The 21,078-nt window shown below is 67.3% G+C and carries 24 protein-coding genes and 1 riboswitch; of the genes, 23 read left to right on the top strand and 1 reads right to left on the bottom strand.

What is annotated here, in order from left to right; translation table 11 throughout:
- Positions 1 to 76 precede the first annotated feature (76 nt).
- A complete protein-coding gene (locus NE584_RS12365; protein ID WP_050624676.1) occupies positions 77 to 661 on the bottom strand; it encodes a helix-turn-helix domain-containing protein in 585 nt (194 codons plus the stop codon).
- A gap of 196 nt (positions 662 to 857) precedes the next feature.
- Between NE584_RS12365 and NE584_RS12360 the strand changes: the two genes are divergently transcribed.
- The 23 genes from NE584_RS12360 to NE584_RS12250 all read left to right on the top strand — a co-directional run bounded on the left by NE584_RS12360 (position 858) and on the right by NE584_RS12250 (position 21,029).
- Positions 858 to 1,511, top strand: coding sequence for a redox-sensing transcriptional repressor Rex (locus NE584_RS12360; protein WP_256182952.1), 654 nt, complete (start codon positions 858 to 860; stop codon positions 1,509 to 1,511).
- Positions 1,508 to 2,611, top strand: coding sequence for an S-layer homology domain-containing protein (locus NE584_RS12355; RefSeq protein ID WP_256182951.1), 1,104 nt, complete (start codon positions 1,508 to 1,510; stop codon positions 2,609 to 2,611). Before NE584_RS12360 ends, NE584_RS12355 begins: the two co-directional genes overlap by 4 nt.
- Positions 2,612 to 2,697: 86 nt before the next feature.
- On the top strand, positions 2,698 to 2,847 hold the full coding sequence (locus NE584_RS12350) for a hypothetical protein (protein ID WP_170116231.1): 150 nt from the start codon (positions 2,698 to 2,700) through the stop codon (positions 2,845 to 2,847).
- Between the two features lie 435 nt (positions 2,848 to 3,282).
- Positions 3,283 to 4,593 (top strand): electron transport complex subunit RsxC, encoded by a 1,311-nt coding sequence (rsxC, locus tag NE584_RS12345; RefSeq protein ID WP_108981286.1) that lies wholly within the window; start codon positions 3,283 to 3,285, stop codon positions 4,591 to 4,593.
- Complete coding sequence (locus tag NE584_RS12340) at positions 4,593 to 5,546, top strand: RnfABCDGE type electron transport complex subunit D (RefSeq protein WP_050624680.1); 954 nt, start codon at positions 4,593 to 4,595, stop codon at positions 5,544 to 5,546. The genes rsxC and NE584_RS12340 overlap by 1 nt, the downstream gene beginning before the upstream one ends.
- Positions 5,543 to 6,067, top strand: a complete 525-nt coding sequence (locus NE584_RS12335) for an FMN-binding protein (RefSeq protein WP_108981285.1) — start codon at positions 5,543 to 5,545, stop codon at positions 6,065 to 6,067. The genes NE584_RS12340 and NE584_RS12335 overlap by 4 nt, the downstream gene beginning before the upstream one ends.
- A 21-nt stretch (positions 6,068 to 6,088) precedes the next feature.
- Positions 6,089 to 6,769, top strand: a complete 681-nt coding sequence (gene rsxE, locus NE584_RS12330) for an electron transport complex subunit RsxE (RefSeq protein ID WP_050624683.1) — start codon at positions 6,089 to 6,091, stop codon at positions 6,767 to 6,769.
- Positions 6,769 to 7,392 carry an electron transport complex protein RnfA gene (locus tag NE584_RS12325; RefSeq protein ID WP_050624684.1) on the top strand — a complete coding sequence of 208 codons (624 nt, stop codon included), beginning with the start codon at positions 6,769 to 6,771 and terminating at the stop codon, positions 7,390 to 7,392. The genes rsxE and NE584_RS12325 overlap by 1 nt, the downstream gene beginning before the upstream one ends.
- A gap of 22 nt (positions 7,393 to 7,414) precedes the next feature.
- Positions 7,415 to 8,266 (top strand): RnfABCDGE type electron transport complex subunit B, encoded by an 852-nt coding sequence (locus NE584_RS12320; RefSeq protein WP_050624685.1) that lies wholly within the window; start codon positions 7,415 to 7,417, stop codon positions 8,264 to 8,266.
- Positions 8,267 to 8,465: 199 nt separating this feature from the next.
- Positions 8,466 to 8,666: riboswitch (cobalamin riboswitch) on the top strand.
- A gap of 157 nt (positions 8,667 to 8,823) precedes the next feature.
- A complete protein-coding gene (locus tag NE584_RS12315; RefSeq protein WP_256182950.1) occupies positions 8,824 to 9,849 on the top strand; it encodes an ABC transporter substrate-binding protein in 1,026 nt (341 codons plus the stop codon).
- Between the two features lie 10 nt (positions 9,850 to 9,859).
- Positions 9,860 to 10,927 (top strand): iron ABC transporter permease, encoded by a 1,068-nt coding sequence (locus NE584_RS12310; protein ID WP_256182949.1) that lies wholly within the window; start codon positions 9,860 to 9,862, stop codon positions 10,925 to 10,927.
- Positions 10,917 to 11,729 carry an ABC transporter ATP-binding protein gene (locus NE584_RS12305; protein WP_329737313.1) on the top strand — a complete coding sequence of 271 codons (813 nt, stop codon included), beginning with the start codon at positions 10,917 to 10,919 and terminating at the stop codon, positions 11,727 to 11,729. Before NE584_RS12310 ends, NE584_RS12305 begins: the two co-directional genes overlap by 11 nt.
- On the top strand, positions 11,726 to 12,493 hold the full coding sequence (locus tag NE584_RS12300; protein WP_256182948.1) for a sirohydrochlorin cobaltochelatase: 768 nt from the start codon (positions 11,726 to 11,728) through the stop codon (positions 12,491 to 12,493). Before NE584_RS12305 ends, NE584_RS12300 begins: the two co-directional genes overlap by 4 nt.
- Before the next feature lie 33 nt (positions 12,494 to 12,526).
- On the top strand, positions 12,527 to 13,681 hold the full coding sequence (gene cbiD / locus NE584_RS12295; RefSeq protein WP_256182947.1) for a cobalt-precorrin-5B (C(1))-methyltransferase CbiD: 1,155 nt from the start codon (positions 12,527 to 12,529) through the stop codon (positions 13,679 to 13,681).
- Entirely contained in the window at positions 13,648 to 14,340 is a 693-nt protein-coding gene (cobI, locus tag NE584_RS12290; protein WP_108981278.1) for a precorrin-2 C(20)-methyltransferase, read from the top strand. Before cbiD ends, cobI begins: the two co-directional genes overlap by 34 nt.
- Position 14,341: 1 nt before the next feature.
- Entirely contained in the window at positions 14,342 to 14,869 is a 528-nt protein-coding gene (locus NE584_RS12285) for an isoprenylcysteine carboxylmethyltransferase family protein (RefSeq protein ID WP_170116230.1), read from the top strand.
- A gap of 25 nt (positions 14,870 to 14,894) precedes the next feature.
- The gene (gene cobM / locus NE584_RS12280; RefSeq protein ID WP_050624693.1) at positions 14,895 to 15,650 is read left to right on the top strand and encodes a precorrin-4 C(11)-methyltransferase; all 756 of its coding nucleotides are present in this window, start codon (positions 14,895 to 14,897) and stop codon (positions 15,648 to 15,650) included.
- Positions 15,647 to 16,648 (top strand): cobalt-precorrin 5A hydrolase, encoded by a 1,002-nt coding sequence (locus NE584_RS12275; protein ID WP_256182946.1) that lies wholly within the window; start codon positions 15,647 to 15,649, stop codon positions 16,646 to 16,648. The genes cobM and NE584_RS12275 overlap by 4 nt, the downstream gene beginning before the upstream one ends.
- Positions 16,645 to 17,373, top strand: a complete 729-nt coding sequence (gene cobJ / locus NE584_RS12270) for a precorrin-3B C(17)-methyltransferase (RefSeq protein WP_256182945.1) — start codon at positions 16,645 to 16,647, stop codon at positions 17,371 to 17,373. Before NE584_RS12275 ends, cobJ begins: the two co-directional genes overlap by 4 nt.
- The gene (cobK, locus tag NE584_RS12265) at positions 17,370 to 18,119 is read left to right on the top strand and encodes a precorrin-6A reductase (RefSeq protein WP_256182944.1); all 750 of its coding nucleotides are present in this window, start codon (positions 17,370 to 17,372) and stop codon (positions 18,117 to 18,119) included. Before cobJ ends, cobK begins: the two co-directional genes overlap by 4 nt.
- Positions 18,110 to 19,324, top strand: coding sequence for a precorrin-6y C5,15-methyltransferase (decarboxylating) subunit CbiE (gene cbiE / locus NE584_RS12260; RefSeq protein WP_256182943.1), 1,215 nt, complete (start codon positions 18,110 to 18,112; stop codon positions 19,322 to 19,324). The genes cobK and cbiE overlap by 10 nt, the downstream gene beginning before the upstream one ends.
- Entirely contained in the window at positions 19,321 to 19,980 is a 660-nt protein-coding gene (locus NE584_RS12255; protein WP_050624697.1) for a precorrin-8X methylmutase, read from the top strand. Before cbiE ends, NE584_RS12255 begins: the two co-directional genes overlap by 4 nt.
- Positions 19,977 to 21,029: a hypothetical protein gene (locus tag NE584_RS12250; RefSeq protein ID WP_256182940.1), complete on the top strand. Its 1,053-nt coding sequence runs from the start codon at positions 19,977 to 19,979 to the stop codon at positions 21,027 to 21,029. The genes NE584_RS12255 and NE584_RS12250 overlap by 4 nt, the downstream gene beginning before the upstream one ends.
- Positions 21,030 to 21,078: the final 49 nt, after the last annotated feature.

Raw genomic sequence — 21,078 nt, 5'->3', positions numbered from 1 at the left:
CCCCCCCCCCCCCCCCCCCCCCCCCCCCCCCCCCCCCCCCCCCCCCGCGCTCGTTCTCCTTCAGACCTTCGGCCGCTCACAGGACCTGTCGGAACAGGCCGTGCTGCGTGCAGTACCAATAGAGCATCCCGTGTCCCCGGCGGGGGATGCGCTGCTGGAGGTCCCACTCGGGCCAGCACTTCATCACGGTGGCCCGCTCGCCGGTGACCAGGGCCAAAAAGGACAGGCAGTGCCCTTTCTCCATGGGGTGGCCGGAGGTGATGAACCACTCGTCCTCCACCGGATGGATCTGGAGGCTGTGGGCCTCGTCCGGCTTCTGGACGGGCAGGGGCTCCAGCCGCCTCCCGCAGCAGGAGACGGCGGCCTCCCCGGTGGCGGTGATGAGATCGCCGCACTGGGGGCAGACAAAAAATCGAATGTGTTTCATGCTTCCTCCTGTGTTGTCGGGTTCCGGGAGACCGCCGGAGAGCAGTCCGGCCAGATCCACGCCCAGCTGGAGGGACAGGGCGGGCAGCAGGGAGAGGTCCGGGGACCCCAGTCCGCGCTCCCACTTGGAGACGGCCCGGTTGCTGACTCCCAGCAGCTCGGCCAGCCCCTGCTGGGTCAGCCCTTTTTCCAGCCGCAGGACCCGGATCAGCGCACCGGTCTTTTTTTGATCCATCGTGCTCCCTCCTTCTAACCGACATTATGCCAGAAGACGGAGAAAAAAGCAATCAACGGACCGTTGACCGGGGCAGGGAACGGGCGGCGGGGGACCTGTGCCCCTGATTTTAGAAATTGACAACAGCCCCGGGATGGGGTAGACTGAAAAGAAAGACAGGCGCCCTGGGCGCCGACGGAGGATGGAGCATCACACGATGAAGAGAAATACAAAGGTTTCCACGGCGGTGATACGCCGGCTGCCGCGATATTACCGGCATCTGCTGGAGCTTCAGGGGAAGGGCGTGATCCGGATCTCCTCCAGCGCCCTGGGGAAGTCCATGGGGCTGACCGCATCCCAGATCCGTCAGGACCTGTTCTGCTTCGGTGAGTTCGGCCAGCAGGGCTATGGATATAAGGTGGACCTGCTGCGGGAGGAGATCGGGGAGATCTTGGGGATCAGCCAGGGTCACACCGTAGTGGTACTGGGGGCAGGCAACCTGGGCCGGGCCCTGATGGAAAACTTCAAGTTCGCCAGCAACGGCTTCCAGCTCCTGGCCGCTTTCGACGTGGGCGAGAGCGTGGTGGGCACCACCATCGGCGGAGTGAACGTGTACCATGTGGACCAGCTGGAGGAGTATCTGTCGGCCCACAAGGTCAGCGTGGGCCTGCTCACCCTGCCCCAGAGGGCGGCCCAGGGGGTGGCCGACCGGCTGGTGGCCGGGGGAGTCCGGGGGATCTGGAACTTCACCAACCGGGAGATCAGCGTCTCCCAGCCGGATGTGGCGGTGGAAAACGTACATTTTTCTGACAGCCTGCTGACGCTGAGCTATCTCATCACCCAGCGGGAGGAGCGTGAGGAGGAGACATGAAACGAAAGCATATGGTGCGCGCGGCGGCGGCGGTGCTGGCCTGCGCGGCCTTGACCGGGGCGGCGCTGGCCCTGAGCACAGGGGACAGCCTGATCTCCCTGAGCTATCTCAATGACACCTATATCCCCACCGTGGTGGCCCAGGGGACCAAGGCGGCGGACGAAAAGCTGATCCAGGCCTATCAGGCGGCCAGCCAGAAGCTGGACGAGGTGAACCAGGGGTACGGGGTGCAGCAGGGGAGCGGCGGAAGTTACAGCGCCGACCTGCGCAGCCGGGACATGGTCCGGGGGGATCAGCTGAAGCTGCCCACCGGTTCGGTGGTACAGCTGGCGGCGGGCGCCGGCACCGTTGTCCACACCGGGGCGGTGATCGACGTGACTGCGGGCCAGACGGTGGCATCCGGAGCCGCCCTGGTGAGCGGACACCGCTATCTGGTGGGGGAGGACACCTCCGCCGTCTTCACCGCGGACTCCGGCCTGGCCAAGGTGGGGGTGCAGGGGAGCTTTGAAAAGACGGAGAGTGGAGAAAAGGCTGCTCCCTTTACAGATGTCTCCCGCTCTGACTGGTACAGCTCCGCAGTGGATTATGTCTACTTTGAGCAGCTGTTTTCCGGAACCGGGGACGGACTCTTTTCTCCCATGGCCTCCATGGACCGGGCCATGATCGTGACCGTGTTTTACAACATGGCCGGTGCGCCCCAGGGGGAGATGGACGCCTCCACCGCCGTTTTCTCCGATGTGCCGGCAGGCCAGTGGTACGCCCCCTATGTGAGCTGGGCGGCGGACCAGGGGGTGACGGCGGGGACGGGGGAGGATACCTTCTCCCCGGAGCAGGCAGTGACCCGCCGGGAGGCGGTGGCCCTGCTTTACAGCTTCGGGACCAACTACCTGGGTCTGGAGCTGACAGAGCGGGCCGACCTGACCCCCTATGAGGACGCGGCGGCGGTGGCCAGCTGGGGCGGCGAGGCGGTGGCCTGGGCGGTGGGCGCCGGCCTGCTGTCCAGCTCGGACGCGGACCTGATGCTCCTCAGCCCGGACGAGAGCGCCACCCGGGCCCAGGTGGCGGTCATGCTGCAAAACTTTGCTGAGAAGTACCTGTGACACACCTTTGTCGTGCCTCCGCATAAGATAGGATTGAGAGCGGCGTTGAGCCGGCCTCGCAATTCATAAATTAGGAGGTACTCATTATGGGGTGCTGCAATAACGGCTGGGGCGGCGGAGGCTGCCTGTGGATCATTCTGTTGATCATCATCCTGTGCTGCTGCGGCGGCTGGGGCGGAAACAACTGCGGCTGCGGCTGCAACAACAACGGCTGCAACAACGGCTGCGGCTGCTGAACACGAGGAACAGGGCCCGGGGTGCCTGCGCACCCCGGGCCCTTTCTGTCCGGCGGACCGGAACGGAAGGGGCTGTTTTCTATGGAAAAACACCCCTTTTTGAAAAAAAGATCCCCATCCAGGCAAAAACTGTCCTTGCGTTTTTTGGAAGATGGGTGTATGATAATGCACGTAATGCAGCGCGGAGCGGCCCGTCCAAAGGGAGGGGGCCGGAGCCGTGCGGACACCGACGGGGCCTTTTTCAAAGCGGAAAAGACCGGTCGGGTTTTGTTGTGCGTGGGCACAGTTCCGCGGCAAGTTCCATTTTATTTTATGCTTTTGGGGAGGGAGAGAAGGCGGCTGGACAAGCCCGGTAAAAAGGGAGTCCCCACCCGCCAGACGAAAAAGAGAACAAATGTGATCCCAAGAATGCAGTACAGGGAGGTTGAAATCTGAATGAGCAATTTTCTCAGACGTTCCGCGCAGGGCGCGGGAGTGCCCCACGAGAAGGGGACTTCCAACCTTGAGACGGTGGCGATGCCTCTGCCGTCCAAGATCGTCCTGTCCATGGGACAGCACATCGGCGCCCCCGCCGCCCCTGCCGTCGCCAAGGGCGACCAGGTGTATGTGGGCACCGTGGTGGGCAAGGCAGGGGGCTTCGTCTCCGCCGACATCCACTCCGGCGTTTCCGGTACGGTGACCGAGATCACCACCATTACCGCGCCCAACGGCGCGGCCCAGCAGGCCGTGGTCATCACCCCTGACGGCCAGCAGACGGTGGACCCCTCCATCGCCCCCCCGCAGGTGACGGATATGAAGTCCTTCGTAGACGCGGTCCGGGCCAGCGGTCTGGTGGGCCTGGGCGGCGCCGGCTTCCCCACGGCGGTGAAGCTGTCCCCCAAGAACCTGGACGAGATCGACATGCTGGTCATCAACGGCGCGGAGTGTGAGCCCTATATCACCTCCGACAACCGGTGCTTCATCGAGGACACCCATCACGTCCTCAACGGCATCAAGCAGGTGATGAAGTATCTGAACATCGCCAAGTGCGTCATCGGCATCGAGGGCAACAAGCCCGAGGCCATTGCCAAGATGAAGTCCGCCATCGACGACCCGGCCATCGAGGTCAAGACCCTGCCCTGCCGGTACCCCCAGGGTGCTGAGAAGGTGCTCATCGAGACCTGCACCGGCCGGGAGGTGCCCTTCCCCGGGCTGCCCTCCGACGTGGGCGTCATCGTGATGAACGTCACCTCGGTGGCCTTCGTCTCCAAGTATCTGGAGACCGGCATGCCCCTGACCACCAAGCGCCTCACCGTGGACGGCGACATCGTCAAGCAGCCCAAGAACGTGGAGGTCATCATCGGCACCCCCATCCAGGAGCTGCTGGACTTCTGCGGAGGCCTCACCGCCGAGCCGGGGAAGATCCTCTACGGCGGCCCCATGATGGGCACCTGCGTGGCGGACCTGTCCCAGCCCATCCTGAAGAACAACAACGCCATCCTGGCCTTCTCCCAGGAGCGGGCCAAGCTGCCCAAGGCCAGCAACTGCATCCAGTGCGGCCGCTGCGTCAACGCCTGCCCCCTGGGGCTGGCGGCCAAGGACATCGTGGTGGCCTTCAACAAGGGCAATGTGGAGCTGCTCAACCAGCTGCATGCCGACCTGTGCATGTCCTGCGGCACCTGCTCCTTTGTCTGCCCCGCCAAGCGGCCTCTGACCCCCTCCATTGCCCTGGCGAAGATCATGATGAAGAATGGAGGTAAGAAGTGATGGCCAATAAACTTATTGTCAGCGCCGCGCCCCATATCACCAGCGCGGACAGCACCAGCAAGATCATGGGCCGCGTGTGCATCGCCCTGCTGCCCACCCTGATCGCCTCTGTGCTGATCTTCGGCTTCCAGGCCCTGCTGCTCACCGCCGTCACCGTGGCGGCCTGTGTGGTCTTCGAGTACGCCTACTGCAAGCTGGTGGGCCGGGACGTGACCATCAGCGACCTTTCCGCCGTGGTCACCGGCCTGCTGCTGGCCTTCAACCTGCCCGCCGGTCTGCCGGTGTGGATGTCCCTGGTGGGCGCGTTCATCGCCATCGTGATCATCAAGCAGCTCTTCGGCGGCCTGGGCTATAACTTTGCCAACCCGGCCATCGTGGGCCGCATCGCCATGGCCCTGGGCTTCACCGGCGCCATGACCAGCTATACATATCCCGAGAACGGCATCGACGCCCTGGCCTCCGCCACCCCTCTGGCGGTGGAGGAGACCGCCCAGAACGCGGGCTCCTATGTCACCCTGCTGCTGGGCAACCACGGCGGCGTGCTGGGTGAGACCTGCGCCATCACCCTGCTGATCGGCGGTATCTACCTGATCTGGACCAAGGTCATCAGCCCCACCATCCCGGTGACCTATCTGGCCACCGTGGCGGTATTCAGCCTGCTGTGCGGCTATGACCCCATCTATCAGCTGCTCTCCGGCGGCCTGATCCTGGGCGCCTTCTTCATGGCCACCGACTATGTCACCTCTCCCACTACGGAGAAGGGCAAGCTGGTCTTCGGCATCGGCCTGGGCGTCATCACCTGCCTGATCCGCTTCTTCGGCACCATGAACGAGGGCGTGTCCTTCGCCATCCTGCTGATGAACCTGCTGGTCCCCTACATTGAAGTGCTGACCCGCCAGGATCTGCTGGGGATCTCCAAGCCTAAGAAGAACAAGGGAGGTGCCGCGAAATGAGCAATTGGAACAAGATCGGCAAGCCCATCGTGGTCCTGTGTCTGATCTGCGTCGTCATCACCGGCGCCTTGGCCGCCACCAACAGCGCCACCGCCCCCGTCATCAAGGCGGCGGAGGAGGCGGCTGCCCAGGCGGCCCGCACCGAGCTGCTGCCTGAAGCCACGGGCTTCACCCTGGTGGAGGGCGAGTTCGAGGGCGTCACCGAGATCTACACCGCCGACAACGGTGTGGGCACCATCATCACCAGCAGCGACAAGGGATACAGCTCCACTGTGGTGGTCATGGTGGCCTTCGACCCCGACGGCACCATCAAGCAGGTGAAGATCCAGAGCCAGGGCGAGACCGCCGGCGTGGGCACCAAGATCGAGAACGAGTCCTTCTGGAGCCAGTACACCGGCCTGCCCGCCGAGACCATCACCCTGGACCAGCAGGTGGACCGGATCACCGGCGCCAGCATCTCCAGCAGTGCTGTGAATGACGCCGTCAACTTCGCCATCGCCGCGTACAACGCGATCTCCTGAGAAAGGCAGGTGCGATAGAAAATGAGTAAAAGATTGAGTGTACTGACCAACGGCCTTCTGAAAGAGAATCCCGTTCTGCGTCTGGTGCTGGGCACCTGCCCCACCCTGGCTGTCTCCACCATGGCCTCCAACGGCATCGGCATGGGTCTGGCGGCCACCTTCGTGCTGCTGTGCTCCAACGTGGTCATCTCCGCCCTGCGGAAGGTCATCCCCGACCAGGTCCGCATCCCCTGCTACATCACCGTCATTGCCGGCTTCGTGTCGGTGGTCCAGATGCTGGTGAAGGCCTATGTCCCCAGCCTGGACAGCGCCCTGGGCGTGTACCTGCCCCTGATCGTGGTCAACTGCATCATCCTGGGCCGCGCTGAGATGTTCGCCTCCAAGAACGGCATCCTGGATTCCGCTCTGGACGGCATCGGCATGGGCATCGGCTTCACCATCACCCTGACCATCATGGGCACCATCCGCGAGATCCTGGGCTCCGGCACCTGGATGGCCGGCCTGGACGGCCTGCTGCCCTTCCTGCCTGAGGGCTTCAAGATCCAGGTCATCCCCACCTCCGTGGACCCCTTCACCCTGATGACCAGCGCCCCCGGCGGCTTCTTTGTCTTCGGCGTCATGATGGCGGCGGCCACTTGGCTGACCACCCGGCCCAAGAAGGAGAAGAAGCCCGCTGAGACCGTGGAAGGAGGGAATGCGTAATGGAGCTCGCACTGAAGCTGGCCAGCATTTTCTTCACCATGATCCTGGTGGACAACTACGTTCTGGCCAAGTTCCTGGGCATCTGCCCCTTCCTGGGCGTGTCCAAAAAGCTGGACAGCGCCGTTGGCATGTCCCTGGCCGTCACCTTCGTCATGGTCATGGCCACCGCCGCCACCTGGCCCATCTATACCTACATCCTCTCACCTGAGTGGGCCGAGGGGACGAGCCGCGACCTGGGCTATCTCCAGACCATCGTGTTCATCCTGATCATCGCCATCCTGGTGCAGCTGCTGGAGAACGTGCTGAAGAAGTTCATCCCCGCGCTGTACAAGGCGCTGGGTGTGTATCTGCCCCTGATCACCACCAACTGCACCATCCTGGGCGTGACCATCCTGAACATCGACAACGGCTATGATTTCGCGGAGAGCATCGTCTGCGCCGCCGGCGCCGGCATCGGCTTCCTGGTGGCCATGGTCCTGTTCTCCGGCGTGCGCCGCCGGGTGGAGGAGGCCGTCACCCCCAAGTGCTTCGAGGGCCTGCCCATCACCCTGGTGGCTGCGGCTGTGACCTCCCTGTCCTTCATGGGCTTCGGCGGCATCGTGGAATCCATTTTCGGGGCCTGAGCTTAGGAGGGGAGGAAAGAGTATGAATCCGATTTTACTGGCAGTCCTGATCGTCACCGTCATCGGCCTGATCGGCGCTGTCATTCTGGTGGCTGCCTCTATCTTTATGTATGTCCCGGTGGATGAGCGTGTGGAACAGATCACCGGGTGCCTGCCCGGCGCCAACTGCGGCGCCTGTGGCTGCGCCGGCTGCGCCGACTACGCCAAGACCATCGTGGAGGACGGCAACGCCGTCAACAAGTGCGTCCCCGGCGGTGCCAAGGTGGCCGGCGAGATCGCCGCCATCATGGGCGTGGAGGCTGGCGCCTCCGTCCCCATGAAGGCCGTGGTGGCCTGCTCCGGTACCTGCGGGAAGACCGGCAAGCGCTTTGAGTTTGAGGGCCTGCACAGCTGCCAGGCGGTCAAGGGCCTGTACGGCGGCGACGGCGACTGTAAGTTCGGCTGCCTGGGCTACGGCGACTGCGTCAGCGTCTGTGCCTTCGACGCCATCCATGTGGTGGACGGCGTGGCCCTGGTGGACCGGGAGAAATGCACCGGCTGCGGTGCCTGTGCCAAGGCCTGCCCCAACGCCATCATCAGCATCATCCCGGAGCACAAGCGCAAGCCTGTGGTGCTGTGCCAGAACAAGGACAAGGGCGCTCAGACCCGGAAGGCCTGTTCCGCCGGCTGCATCGGCTGCATGAAGTGCGCCAAGGCCTGCCCCAAGCAGGCCATCACCGTGGAAAACAACCTGGCCTATATCGACCAGGAGAAGTGCGTGGGCTGCGGCCTGTGCGCCAAGGAGTGCCCGGTGGGCGTGATCCACGTCCCCGCAGCCTACGCGCAGCAGGTCATGTCTCCCGCCCAGGAGGAGGCCCCCGCGGCCAACGCCTGATCGTCTGCGAGGAAAAAAGAGAGACGGGACTCCCGTCTCTCTTTTTCTGCTCAAAAGGCGGGGATCTCCCCCGTGTGGTGCGGGAATGCCGCTGCTGGGGATGGTGACTCACCATAACAGTGCGGACCTGTTCTGACGATCAGCCTCACAAAAGCGCTGCCTGCGCATTGACAGGGGCCGCCGTATCCGGTACAATAGGACCGACAAAGCGCCAGAAGGTGCCCGGGGCCCGGAGAGGGCCGGCCGGGAGAATAGGGAAGCGGGTGAGAGGCCCGCGCGGGACCGCCGCCGTATGGGTGAGCGCCGGTTCATCAGCCACTGTGGGGAGGGGCCCCATGGGAAGGCGGACCGGAGGCTGGGAACCCGAGCCGGAAGACCTGCCTGCTGGAGGATACTGCCGAGAGAGGGCAGACACTCCCGGGTGGTCGGACCAATCATCTGGGGAGAATTTGGCGCGGCCGGAAAGGCTGGGACCGTGCTTTGTTGTCTCACACCTCTTTTCAGAATGTCTGGAGAGAGGTGTTTTTCGTGCCGCGGAAAAAAGGAAGGAAAAACAGATGAAAACCCCAAAGAAGTCCCTTGCAGCCCTGCTGGCCATGACCCTGACCGTGGGCCTGACTGCGTGCTCCGGCGAAACGGACAGCCAGAGCGCCCAGTCCGCCTCCAGCCAGCCGGCCCAGTCCGCCTCCAGCAGCCACACCCAGGAGGAGAGCGGCTTCCCCTTCACCCTGACCACCAAGGACGGCCAGGAGGTGACCTTCACCCACGTCCCCGAGACTATCATCTCCTGCAACCCCAACGCCGGCGATGAGCTGATGGCCCTGGGCCTAGGGGACAAGATCATTGCCACCGCCTACAACAACACCCAGGTCAATCCCCAGTGGCGGGAGGAGTATGAGGCCATTCCCACCGTGGCGGAGAGCTACATCTCCCTGGAGACCATCCTCTCCCTGGAGCCCGACTTCGTCTACGGCCGCTCCAGCTCTTTCAGCGAGAAGAACAACACCACCCACGACACCCTCAGCGGCTACGGCATCATGTCCCTGTCCTCCATCGAAGGCTATACCGTGGGGGCCGACGTGGACGTGGTCTACCAGGACTTCTATGATCTGGGCCGCATCTTCCAGGTGGAGGACCGGGCGGAGGAGATCGTCAGCGCCATGAAGGAGCAGATCGCCGCCGTGGAGGAGGCGGTCGCCGGGGCCGAGCCGGTGAAGGTCTTTGTCTACGACATGGCCCAGGAGGGGGGCGCCTACACCTGCGGGGATAACTTCACCGCCAAGCTGATCTCCCACGCCGGGGGCGTCAATATTTTTGAGGACATGGACACCACCTGGGCCACCGTCAGCTGGGAAGAGGTGGTGGAACGGGCCCCGGAGGTCATCGTCATCAACGACTACGGCAGCACCTCCCTGGAGGAGAAGATCGAGGAGCTGAAGGAAAATCCTGCTCTGGCGGACGTGCCTGCCATTCGGGACGGCCGCATCACCTCGGTGACCCTGTGCGAGTCCTTCGCCTCCTCCATGACGGGGGACACCATCGAAAAATTTGCCCGGTCCTTCCACCCGGACTGCTTCCAGTGAGCGCGGCGGGATGAAAAGGCTGTGCCGTGCGGTCCGGGCGCATACCGGGCTGGCCTGTCTGGCCCTGCTGGCGGTCCTGATGCTCTCCGTGGTGCTGGGCATCAGCCTGGGGCCGGTGACCATTCCCTTCCCGGAGGTGTGGCGGGTGATGCTCCACCGTCTGCTTACCCCCCTGGGCCTGGGGGACTGGATCAGCCTGGAGGGTATCCGGGACAGCATACAGAATATCGTCTGGCACCTCCGCGCCCCCCGGGTGCTGCTGGGGATGCTGGTGGGGGCTGCCCTCACCCTGTCCGGGGTGGGGATGCAGGCTTTCACCCGCAATCCCCTGGCGGAACCCTACGTGCTGGGCATCTCCTCCGGGGCCTCCCTGGGGGCCGTGCTGGCCATGCTGGTGGGGGTGTGGCTGCCCATGGGGCGGCTCTCCGTCCCCGCCGGCGCCTTTGTGGGGGCGCTGGTGTCCATCCTGCTGGTGTACGGCCTGTCCCGCTCCGGCGGCGCCGTCACCCCCGTCCGGCTGATCCTGGTGGGGGTGGCGGTCTCCGCCATGTTTCAGGCCTTTACCAATTATCTCGTCTATACTGCCCCGGATGACGCCGCGGTGCGGGAGGCCACCTTCTGGATGCTGGGCGGGCTGGGCAGCGCCAAATGGGAGGACCTGCCCCTGCTGGCACTGATCCTTCCGCCCCTGTTCCTGGTGCTGATGGCCCTGGCCCGTCCCCTGAACGCCATGCTCATGGGGGACAGCTCCGCCGTCACCCTGGGGGTGGATCTGGACCGGGTGCGGGGAGTGCTCATCCTGTCCTCCGCCCTGCTCACCGCCTCCGCTGTGGCGGTGAGCGGCTGCATCGGCTTCGTGGGGCTGGTCATCCCCCATCTGGTCCGGTCTGTGGTGGGGGCGGACCACCGCCGCCTGATCCCCCTGTCCGCCCTGTGCGGGGCCGTCTTTATGATCTGGATGGACGTGGGGGCCCGGCTGGCCGTCCGGCCGGAGGAGATCCCGGTGGGCATCATCACCGCCTTCATCGGGGCCCCCTTGTTTTTATGGATGATCCGGGTGCGGCGCTATGAATTTTGAAGAAAAGGAGGGGAGCGCCATGCTCTCTGCGGAGGGGATCTCCTATGGGACCCGGGACAGGGAGATCTTGTACGAGATCAGCCTGCGGGCGGAGGCGGGGGAGTTCGTTGGCATCATCGGGCCCAATGGGAGCGGAAAGTCCACTCTGCTGAAGAACCTCTACAAAGTGCTCCGCCCCAGAGCGGGGCGGGCATTCCTCATGGGGGAGGACCTGCTGGCCATGAGCGGCCGGGAGATGGCCCAGCGGCTGGCCGTGGTGGTCCAGGAGCACGAGAGCGGCTTCGACTTTACGGTGGAGGAGGTGGTCCGCATGGGGCGGCACGCCCGGAAGGGACTGCTGGAGGCCGACAATGGGCAGGACCGGTCGCTGGTGGACCGGGTGCTCCGCCTCACCCAGCTGGAGGAGGTGCGGGAGCAGAGCTACACCACCCTGTCCGGCGGGGAGAAGCAGCGGGTGCTCATCGCCCGGGCCCTGGTCCAGGACACCCCCTGCCTGATTCTGGACGAGCCCACCAACCATCTGGACATCAAATATCAGCTCCAGCTGATGGAGCTGGTGCGGGTCCTGGGCCGGACGGTGGTGGCGGCCATCCACGACCTGAATCTGGCGGCCCTGTACTGCCAGCGGCTCTATGTGATGAAGGCTGGCCGCGTGGCCGCCTCGGGCACACCGGAGGAGGTGCTGACCCCGGAGCTCCTCCGGGAGATCTATGAGGTGGAGGCGGAGGTGGCGCGGGACAGCCGGGGCTGCCTGCGCATCTTTTTTCAGCCCATCCGAAACGAAGGGGAGGAATCGATATGAGAGAAGCCATTCTGGCCGTCAGCTTCGGCAGCACGGTGGACCAGGCCCGGAGCCGGGACCTGGAGGGGGTGGAGCAGGCGCTGTCCGCCGCCGCCCCGGAGCTGCCCCTCTTCCGGGCCTACACCAGCGGTCTGGTCCGGGCGCGGCTGGGGGACCGGGGGATCGCGGTCCCGGATGTGGCCGGTGCCCTGGAGCAGATGGCGGCGGAGGGGATAGAGTGCCCCCTGATCGTGCCCACCCATTTGCTCCCGGGCGCGGAATATGATAAAATAAGGGAGACCGCCGCCCGGTGGGAGGGCCGCTTTCCCGCGCTGAGGCTCTCCCGCCCCCTGCTGGGGACGCCGGAGGACCTGCGGGAGCTGGGCGGGGCGCTGATGGACCTGATCCCCCCGGCAGAGGGGGCCCAGACCCTGTTCATGGGCCACGGGACCCACAGATCCGCCGACCTGGTCTACCCGGCCCTCCAGGGCATCTTCCATCTGGCCGGGCGGGACGACCTGGTGGTGGCCACGGTGGAGGGCCGGCCCAGGGTGGAGGAGGTGCTGCCGCTGGTCACCGCCCCCGCCGTGGAGCTGGTGCCGCTGATGCTGGTGGCCGGGGATCACGCCCTCCACGACATGGCGGGGGAGGGGCCGGACAGCTGGAAAAGGCTCCTCCAGAGCCGGGGGCATGCCGTGTCCTGCCGGCTCACCGGACTGGGGGCCCTGCCCCAGGTACAGGCCCTCTATGTCCGCCGCCTGGAGGAGCTGCGGGCCGGGTCCTGAGAGAAGAGACATGCCGCGGGAAAGGAGCTGCCGATGCCGGAGCACTACATCACTGCGGGCGGGAAGCGCCTGCGCTGCGGACGCACCACCGGGACCTGCGCCGCCATGGCGGCGGCGGGGGCGGTGCGGCTGCTCCTCACAGGGCGGGCCCCGGACCTAATCTCCCTGAACACCCCCAGAGACTGGATGGTGGAGGCCCCCCTGCTGGACTGCGTCACAGACGGAGAGACCGCCGCCTGCTCCGTAGAGAAGGACGGGGGAGATGACGTGGACGCCACCCACGGGCTGCCCATCCGGGCCACGGTCCGCCGCAGGGCGGAGGGGGGGACGGCCATCCTGGGGGGACCCGGGGTGGGCCGGGTCACCCGGCCGGGGCTGGACCAGCCGGTGGGGGAGGCGGCCATCAACTCGGTGCCCCGGAGGATGATCGCCCGGGCGGCGGAGGAAGAGGCGGCGGCCCTGGGCTACGCCGGGGGACTGGAGATCACCATCTCCGTCCCTGGGGGGGAGGAGGCCGCCCGCCGGACCTTCAATCCTCAGCTGGGGGTGGAGGGGGGCATCTCCATCCTGGGCACCTCCGGCATCGTGGAGCCCATGAGCGCCCAGGCCTTGGTGGAGACCATCGCCCTGGAGCTGCGCCAGGCGGCGGCGGGGGGGGCGGACCGGGTGGTGCTGACCCCAGGCAACTATGGGGCCGATTTTTTGGCGGAGAGCGGCCTGATCCCTTCTGATATCAGGATAGTAAAGTGTTCTAACTTTATCGGTGAGGCCCTGGACCGCGCCGCGGAGGCGGGGATCAGGCAGCTGATCCTGGTGGGGCATCTGGGCAAGCTGGTGAAGGTGGCGGGGGGCGTGATGAACACCCACTCCCGCTGGGCGGACTGCCGCATGGAGATCCTGTGCGCCCACGCGGCCCTGTGCGGGGCCGGCCAGGAGACTGCCCGGGCCCTGATGGGCAGCGCCACCACCGACGCCGGACTGGACATCCTGGCGGAGGCCGGCCTGCTGGACCGGACCATGGACAGCCTGCTGTCCGCCCTCCAGGCACACCTGGAGCGGCGGGCGGGGACGTCCTGCCGCTGCGGCGGCGTACTGTTCACCAATACCCGGGGCCTGCTGGGGATGACCGGGACTGCAAAGGAGATCTTGAACATATGGAGAGCGAAAGAGGAACATTTTACGCCGTAGGGGTGGGACCCGGGGACCCAGAACTGATGACCCGGAAGGCGGTGCGGGTGCTGGAGGACTGTCCCGTCCTGGCTGTCCCCCGCACGCCGGCGGGGGACTCCCTGGCCTTGGAGATCGCCCAGGCGGGTGCGGATCTGACTGACAAGGAGATACACTTTATAGACTTTGCCATGTCCCGGGATGAGGAGAAACGCCGCCAGGCCCACCGGCGAGCGGCGGAGGCGGTGCGCGCCCTGCTGGACCGCGGGACAGACGTGGCCATGCCGGTGCTGGGGGACGTGTCTCTCTTCGCCAGCAGCGCCTATGTGGCCCAGCTGCTGGAGGAGGAGGGCTGCCGCTGTGTCCGGGTCCCGGGGGTCCCCAGCTTCTGCGCCGCCGCGGCCCGGCTGGGCCGGAGCCTGACGGAGATGGACCTGCCGGTCCACATCGTCCCGGCGGGGGGCTTCCCCCTGGAGGAGGCCCTGGACCTGCCGGGGACAAAGGTGCTGATGAAGTCCGGCCGGGCCCTGCCCCAGGTGCTGGAGGCGCTGGAGAGCCGGGGCCTGCTGGAGAGCTCGGCCATGGTGCAGAACTGCGGCCTGCCGGGGGAGCAGGCGGCAGAGAGCCTGAAGGACGCTCCCCAGTCCGGCAGCTACTTCACCACCCTTCTGGTGCCGTGACATGGGCGTGTCCGGTCTGCTCCTGCTGTTCCCCTTCCTGCTGCTCCGATTTGGGCTCCTGGGCCGGCTGGGAAGGGACGGACTGGGCCGCGCCGCCCACATACCCCCCATGGGGGGCAGGGAACGGCTGGCCTATTGGGTCTATCAGCTCTCCTCCGCCGGGGTGCTGGTGTGTCTCTGCGCACAGCGGGCGGAGGTGGAGGGCGCCTGGCCCTTTTGGGCGGGACTTGTCCTGTACCTTTTGGGGCTGGCCCTGTGCGCGGGGGCGGTGGTGAGTTTCGGAAGGCCCTCCCCGGGCCCTTTCCGGGAGGACGGCCTCTACCGGTTCTCCCGCAACCCCATGTATGTGTCCTATTTCGTGTATTTTGCGGGGTGCGTCCTGCTGACCCGCTCCCGGCTCCTGGCCGCCCTGGTCCTGCTGTTCCAGCTCTCGGAGCACTGGATCATCCTGGCGGAGGAGCGGTGGTGCAGGGAGCAGTTCGGCGCACCCTACGAGGCGTATCGGAAGCGGGTCAGGCGGTATCTCTGATCCGTGTGGGAAGGAGGCTTTTTCCATGGTCCATTTTGTAGGGGCCGGGCCGGGTGCGCCCGACCTGATCACCCTGCGGGGAGCGGAGCTGCTTCGGGGGGCGGACTGCGTCATCTATGCGGGCAGCCTGGTCAACCCGGCCCTTCTGGGGCTGTGCAGGGACAGCGCGCGGATCTATGACAGTGCCCGCATGACGCTGGAGCAGGTGCTGGAGGCGGTGGAGCGCGCAGAGGCGGCGGGGCAGGAGACGGTACGCCTCCACACCGGCGACCCCTGTCTGTACGGTGCGGTGCGGGAGCAGATGGACGCCCTGGACCGGCGGGGCATCCCCTGGGACGTGACCCCGGGGGTGTCCTCCTTCTGCGGGGCAGCGGCGGCCCTGGGGGCGGAGTACACCCTGCCCGGGGTGAGCCAGACCGTTATCATCACCCGCATGGCGGGCCGGACCCCCGTGCCGCAGGGGGAGGAGATCGCCTCCCTGGCCCGGCACGGGGCCACCATGGTCATCTTCCTCTCCGCCGGGATGCTGGAGGCACTGTCTGCCCGGCTGATGGAGGGGGGATACCGGTCAGATGCTCCAGCTGCCCTGGTGTATAAGGCGACTTGGCCGGAGGAGAAGGTAGTGCGCTGCACAGTGGGAGAACTGGCCCAGGCCGGGCGGGACCACCAGATCTCCAGGACCGCGCTGGTGGTGGTGGGGGACATCCTGGCCGGACCCTATGACCGCAGCCAGCTCTACCACCCCGGGTTTTCCACCGGCTATCGGGAGGCGTCCCAATGACTGTGGAGCTTATTTCCTTTACAGAGAATGGTGGGAGGCTGGCCGCCGCGCTGGCGGCCGGCCTGGAGCGGAGCGGGCACCGCGCCGCCTGTACCCGGAAGGGCGAGCGGGCGGAGGAGTGGACCGCCGCCGCCTTCCGCCGCGCGGAGGCCCTGATCTTTGTGGGGGCAGCCGGGATCGCGGTCCGGTCGGTGGCCCCCCATCTGGTGAGTAAGGCCCGGGACCCCGCCGTGGTGGTGGTGGACGAGCTGGGGCGGTTCGCTGTCCCCATCCTCTCCGGCCATCTGGGGGGCGCCAACGACCTGGCCCGGGAGATCGCCGGGCTGCTGGGCGGGCAGGCGGTCCTCACTACCGCTACCGATGCGCGGGGGATCTTTGCCTTTGACCAGTGGGCCCGCCGCCTGGGCTGCGCCATCCCCGACCCGGAGAAGATCCGCCCCGTGGCCTCCCGGATGCTGGCGGGGGGGACAGCGGCCTTCTGGTCCCAGTGGCCGGTGGCAGGGGAGTGCCCCTCGGGAGTGGTCCCGGCGGGGCAGGAGGCGGCCCAGGTCCAGCTCACCATCCGGGACACGCCGGAGCCCGCCCTGAAGCTGGTGCCCAGGATCGTCTGGGCCGGGATAGGGTGCCGGCGGGGCGTCCCGGCGGAACGGCTGGAGGCGGCCCTCCGCTCCGGGCTGGAGGCGGCGGGGCTCCATCCAGCCGCGCTGGCGGGGGTGTGCACCATCGACCGCAAGGGGGAGGAGCCCGGCCTGCTGGAGCTGTGCCGCCGGCGCCGGCTGCCCCTGCGCACCTATTCCCCGGAGGAGCTGAGCCGGGCGGAGGGGGAGTTTACCCCCTCCCCCTTCGTCCGTCAGGTCACCGGGACGGACAACGTATGCGAGCGGGCGGCGGTGCTGGCCAGCGGCGGCCCGCTGCTGCTGAAAAAGACAGCGGGGGAGGGGGTGACGGCGGCGCTGGCTGCCGCCCCCTTTGCCCCGGGATGGGAGGAAGCGCCATGAATGTGCTGTATGTGGTGGGCCTGGGTCCGGGCGGCTCCAGGTGGATGACCTGGGAGGCCAGGGCTGCCCTGGAGCAGGCCGAGGTGCTGTGCGGCTACACAGTCTATCTGGATCTGATCCGGGGGGAGTTCCCGGATAAGGAGTACTTCTCCACCCCCATGACCCAAGAAATTGAGCGCTGTCGGGCGGCGCTGGAGCGGGCCCGGTCCGGCCGGACCACCGCCCTGGTGTGCAGCGGAGACGCGGGGGTGTACGGCATGGCGGGGCCGGTGCTGGAGCTGGCCCCCCAGTTCCCGGAGGTGGAGATCCAGGTGGTGCCCGGTGTGACGGCTGCCCTGGCGGGGGCGGCGGTGCTGGGGGCCCCTTTGATGCACGACTTCGCGGTGCTCTCTCTGTCCGACCTGCTCACCCCCTGGGAGGTCATCCGCCGCCGCCTGGAGCTGGCGGCTCAGGGGGACTTTGTCCTCTGCCTCTACAACCCCTCCAGCCGGCGGCGGCGGGACCATTTGCGCATGGCCTGTGACATCGTGCTGGTCCACCGGGGGCCGGAGACGGTGTGCGGCTGGGTCCGGAACGCGGGACGTGCCCAGGAGGAGCACCAGGTGCTCACCCTGGGGGAGCTGCGGGAGGCCCAGGTGGATATGTTCACCACCGTATTCATCGGCTCCGCTGCCACCCGCCGGATCGGAGACCGGATGGTGACCCCCCGGGGGTATGAGCTGTGAGGGTGCTGATCTTCGGCGGCACCACTGAGGGGCGCCGGCTGGCCCGGGCCCTGTCGGCCATGGGCCACCAGGTCTGGGTCAGCGTGGCCACCCCCCTGGGGGCGGAGGAGCTGGCCGGCCTGGAGGATGTGTCCGTCCTGGTGGGTCGCAGATCCGGGGGGGAGATGGATGCTCTGCTCTCCCGGGGCTTCCACCGCTGTGTGGACGCCACCCACCCCTATGCTGTCCAGGCCACCCGGGAGATCGGGGCGGCCTGTGCCCGGGCCGGCGTCCCCCTGCGCCGCCTGCTCCGGCCCGAAGGCGGGGAGGAGGGGCTGCGGGTGGACAGCCCGGAGGAGGCCGCCCGGCTGCTGGCGGGGCGGGAGGGGAACATCCTGCTGGCCACTGGGGCCAAGGAGCTCCCGGCCTTTGCCGCCCTGGAGCCCGCCCGCCTCTTTCCCAGGGTGCTGCCCTCGGAGGAGAGCGTGGCCGCCTGCCGCCGGGCGGGCATCCCCTCCCGGAACATCATCGCCCTCTACGGCCCTTTCACCCAGCGCCTGAATGAGGCGCTGATGGAGCAGTATCACATCCGCTTCCTGGTGACCAAGGACGGGGGAGAGGCGGGCGGCTTCCGGGAGAAGGCCGCCGCCGCCCTGGCTGCGGGGGTGGAGCTGCTGGTCATCCGCCGCCCCCGGGACCGGGGCGAGGGCCTGGAGGACATTCTGGCCTGGTTCCAGGCCGATAAGGAGGAAGCAGAATGGAAGTGACGCTGATCGGGATGGGACTGGGCGACCCCACCACCCTCACCGCCCAGGCGGTCAGGGCTCTGGAGGGGGCGGACGGCCTGATCGGGGCCCGCCGTCTGGTGGAGGGGCTGAATCTGGGACGTGAGGTGCCCCGGTATCCCGCCACCAAGGGGACGGAGATCCTGGAGATCCTGCGCCGGAGCGGCCTGGAGCGCCCCTGCGTGCTGTACAGCGGGGATACCGGGTTCTACTCCGGGGCCCGCTCCCTGACCGCCCTGCTGGAGAAGGAAGGCATCCCCTTCCGGGTGCTGCCCGGCCTGTCCAGCGTCCAGTATCTGGCCGCCAGGCTGGGGCGGCCCTGGCAGGACTGGAAGCTGGTCTCCGCCCACGGGACCCGGTGCGACCCGGTGGCCGCCGTGCTGGAGGGGCGGGAGGCGTTTTTCCTCACCGGCGGCGAGCTGGGGCCGGGGGAGCTGTGCCAGGCCCTGCGGGATGCCGGGCTGGGCCACCTCCGGGCAGTGGTGGGTGAGGAGCTGTCCTACCCGGCGGAGCGGATCACCCGGGGGACGGCGGCGGAGTTTGCCCAGGGGACCTTCGCCCCCCTCAGCGTCCTGCTGGTGGAGGGGGCGGAGCGCCCCAGGGCGGCGGTCTCCTCCGGAATCCCGGACGAGGACTTCCTGCGGGATGAGGTCCCCATGACCAAGCGGGAGGTCCGGGCCGCGGCCCTCTCCCTGCTGGAGGTGGAGGAGGACGACGTGCTCTGGGACGTGGGGGCGGGCACGGGCTCGGTCTCGGTGGAGCTGGCCCTCCTGGCCCGGCGGGGGCGGGTGTACGCCGTGGAGCGGAAGGGGGAGGCCCTCTCCCTGATCTGCGCCAACCGGACGCGCTTCGGCGCCTGGAACCTGGTGCCGGTCCGGGGGACCGCGCCCGCCGCGCTGGAGGACCTGCCCGCCCCGGACGGCGTCTTTGTGGGGGGCAGCGGCGGGGAGCTGGACGCCATCCTGGCCGCGGCCCTGGGAAAAAATCCCCGGGTCCGCCTGTGCGTCAGCGCCATCGCCCTGGAGACCCTGTCCGCTGCTGCGGCGGCCTTTGCCGCCCGGGGGCTGGAGGCCCAGGTGACCCAGATCTGGGCGGCCCGGTCCAAGGGGGCCGGTGGGCTGAACCTGATGATGGGGCAGAATCCGGTGTGGCTCATCTCAGGCCGCCGGAGGGAGGAGGAGGCATGAGAGAGCTGGAACACAGCCGCCCCGCTGACATTGAGGCGGAGAGCTTCCGCATCATCGGGGCGGAGCTGGCGGAGCGGGGGATCGTCCTGCCTGCGGATCAGGCGCCGCTGGTGAAGCGGGCCATCCACACCACGGCGGACTTTGACTACGCCCGTAATCTGGTGTTCACCCCCGGGGCGGTGGAGGCCGGGGTCCGGGCCCTCCGGGCCGGCACCCCCATCCTGACGGACACCAACATGGCCCGGTCCGGCATCAACCGGGGGGCGCTGGAGCGGCTGGGCATCAGCGTCCATTGCTTCATGGCGGACCCGGAGGTGGCCCGCCGGGCGGCAGAGGCCGGGACCACCCGGGCGGCGGCGGCGGTGGACCAGGGGGCGGCCCTCTGGCCCGAGGGGATCTATGCCGTGGGCAACGCCCCCACCGCGCTGATCCGCATGGCCCAGCTGATCCGTGCCGGAGCGATGTCCCCGGCCCTGATCCTGGCGGTGCCGGTGGGATTCGTCAATGTGGTGGAGAGCAAGGAGGAGATCCTGGCCCTGGCCCGGGAGCGGGGGATACCCGCCATCGCGGCTCTGGGCCGGAAGGGGGGGAGCACGGTGGCCGCCGCCCTGTGCAACGCCCTGCTGTATCAGTCGGGAGGACGGGAGAAATTATGAGACGAGGAAAGGACCGGCTCATCGGGGCCGCCCTCTGCCTGCTCCTGCTCTTTGGGGCGGGGTGTTCCCCGGCCCCGGGAGCGGACCAGGAGACGTTGGACCGGGAGCTGGACGTGCAGCTGGGCCTGCTGGCGGAGGTCATCACCCAGGAGGAGCGGAGCGCGGCCATGGACCTGTGGATGCGGCTCCGACCGGTGCGCCAGGCCCGGCTGGACCGGGGCGAGTATCGGCGGGGGGACCGGGAGCAGGAGCTGCTGGAGGAACTGAACGGGCTCTATGAGGCATACACCATCCGGTATCTGGGGGGAGACGACCTGGGCTGGGGCTACACGGACCCGGAGGAACACGTCCTGGCCCGCTACCGGATCGGCGGGGCGGGGGAGCTCACCCTCATGCCCAACTCCCTGGACCTGACCCACGGGCCCTGGACCAGGGAGGACCTGGAGGAGATGTGGGAGTCGATGCAGGCCGTCCTCCCAAAGGACGCCTTTCGGGACTTTCGGAGCTATGTGCCCTTTACGGACGGCGAGGGGGAGACGGTGGCCTATGTGCTGCCCGCCGACCCCGGGGGGAGCCAGTGGGAGATCTGCCTGGACCCGGCGGACATGGGGGACCGGGACTATTTTCTGGAGACCGTGCTCCACGAGTACTGCCACTACCTCACCCTGAACCACCGTCAGGCGGACTATCGGGGGGAGCCCACAGTGGAGACCTACTGCGAGGACGGAATGGTCAGCCGGGAGGGGTCCTATCTGGACGACTTCTGCCAGCGGTTCTGGACCGGCTACCTGGATGACCGGCTGGCGGATCTGGACAGCTATAACTTCTTCCTGCGGCATGAGGAGGATTTCGTCAGCAGCTACGCCTCCACCGACCCGTCGGAGGACATCAGCGAGAGCTTCGCCTTCTTCGTGCTGTGGGACGTGCCGGAGTCGGAGGCGGTGTGGGCGGAGAAGCTGCGGTTTTTCCTGGACTACCCGGAGCTGACGGAGTTCCGCCGCCAGGTGCGGGAGAACCTGGGGCTGGAGCAGCCGGAGCAGGCGGCATAAATGCAGGATGCCCGGAGGCACACGTGCCTCCGGGCATATTTTATGGGGC

This window comes from Clostridium sp. DFI.5.61 (assembly GCF_024462915.1).
Lineage (GTDB): Bacteria > Bacillota > Clostridia > Oscillospirales > Oscillospiraceae > Lawsonibacter > Lawsonibacter asaccharolyticus.
Note: the sequence above shows the minus strand (reverse complement) of the source record. Positions and strands in the feature narration are given on the sequence as shown.

Coding starts and splice junctions, on each gene's coding strand:
- rsxC (WP_108981286.1), top strand. CDS start 3,283: ATGAGCAATTTTCTCAGACGTTCCGCGCAGGGCGCGGGAGTGCCCCAC.
- NE584_RS12365 (WP_050624676.1), bottom strand. CDS start 661: ATGGATCAAAAAAAGACCGGTGCGCTGATCCGGGTCCTGCGGCTGGAA.
- rsxE (WP_050624683.1), top strand. CDS start 6,089: ATGAGTAAAAGATTGAGTGTACTGACCAACGGCCTTCTGAAAGAGAAT.
- NE584_RS12350 (WP_170116231.1), top strand. CDS start 2,698: ATGGGGTGCTGCAATAACGGCTGGGGCGGCGGAGGCTGCCTGTGGATC.
- NE584_RS12300 (WP_256182948.1), top strand. CDS start 11,726: ATGAGAGAAGCCATTCTGGCCGTCAGCTTCGGCAGCACGGTGGACCAG.
- NE584_RS12285 (WP_170116230.1), top strand. CDS start 14,342: ATGGGCGTGTCCGGTCTGCTCCTGCTGTTCCCCTTCCTGCTGCTCCGA.
- NE584_RS12310 (WP_256182949.1), top strand. CDS start 9,860: ATGAAAAGGCTGTGCCGTGCGGTCCGGGCGCATACCGGGCTGGCCTGT.
- cobJ (WP_256182945.1), top strand. CDS start 16,645: ATGAATGTGCTGTATGTGGTGGGCCTGGGTCCGGGCGGCTCCAGGTGG.
- NE584_RS12340 (WP_050624680.1), top strand. CDS start 4,593: ATGGCCAATAAACTTATTGTCAGCGCCGCGCCCCATATCACCAGCGCG.
- cobI (WP_108981278.1), top strand. CDS start 13,648: ATGGAGAGCGAAAGAGGAACATTTTACGCCGTAGGGGTGGGACCCGGG.
- NE584_RS12305 (WP_329737313.1), top strand. CDS start 10,917: ATGAATTTTGAAGAAAAGGAGGGGAGCGCCATGCTCTCTGCGGAGGGG.
- cbiE (WP_256182943.1), top strand. CDS start 18,110: ATGGAAGTGACGCTGATCGGGATGGGACTGGGCGACCCCACCACCCTC.
- NE584_RS12275 (WP_256182946.1), top strand. CDS start 15,647: ATGACTGTGGAGCTTATTTCCTTTACAGAGAATGGTGGGAGGCTGGCC.
- NE584_RS12335 (WP_108981285.1), top strand. CDS start 5,543: ATGAGCAATTGGAACAAGATCGGCAAGCCCATCGTGGTCCTGTGTCTG.
- NE584_RS12255 (WP_050624697.1), top strand. CDS start 19,321: ATGAGAGAGCTGGAACACAGCCGCCCCGCTGACATTGAGGCGGAGAGC.
- NE584_RS12355 (WP_256182951.1), top strand. CDS start 1,508: ATGAAACGAAAGCATATGGTGCGCGCGGCGGCGGCGGTGCTGGCCTGC.
- cobM (WP_050624693.1), top strand. CDS start 14,895: ATGGTCCATTTTGTAGGGGCCGGGCCGGGTGCGCCCGACCTGATCACC.
- NE584_RS12325 (WP_050624684.1), top strand. CDS start 6,769: ATGGAGCTCGCACTGAAGCTGGCCAGCATTTTCTTCACCATGATCCTG.
- NE584_RS12360 (WP_256182952.1), top strand. CDS start 858: ATGAAGAGAAATACAAAGGTTTCCACGGCGGTGATACGCCGGCTGCCG.
- NE584_RS12250 (WP_256182940.1), top strand. CDS start 19,977: ATGAGACGAGGAAAGGACCGGCTCATCGGGGCCGCCCTCTGCCTGCTC.
- NE584_RS12320 (WP_050624685.1), top strand. CDS start 7,415: ATGAATCCGATTTTACTGGCAGTCCTGATCGTCACCGTCATCGGCCTG.
- NE584_RS12315 (WP_256182950.1), top strand. CDS start 8,824: ATGAAAACCCCAAAGAAGTCCCTTGCAGCCCTGCTGGCCATGACCCTG.
- cbiD (WP_256182947.1), top strand. CDS start 12,527: ATGCCGGAGCACTACATCACTGCGGGCGGGAAGCGCCTGCGCTGCGGA.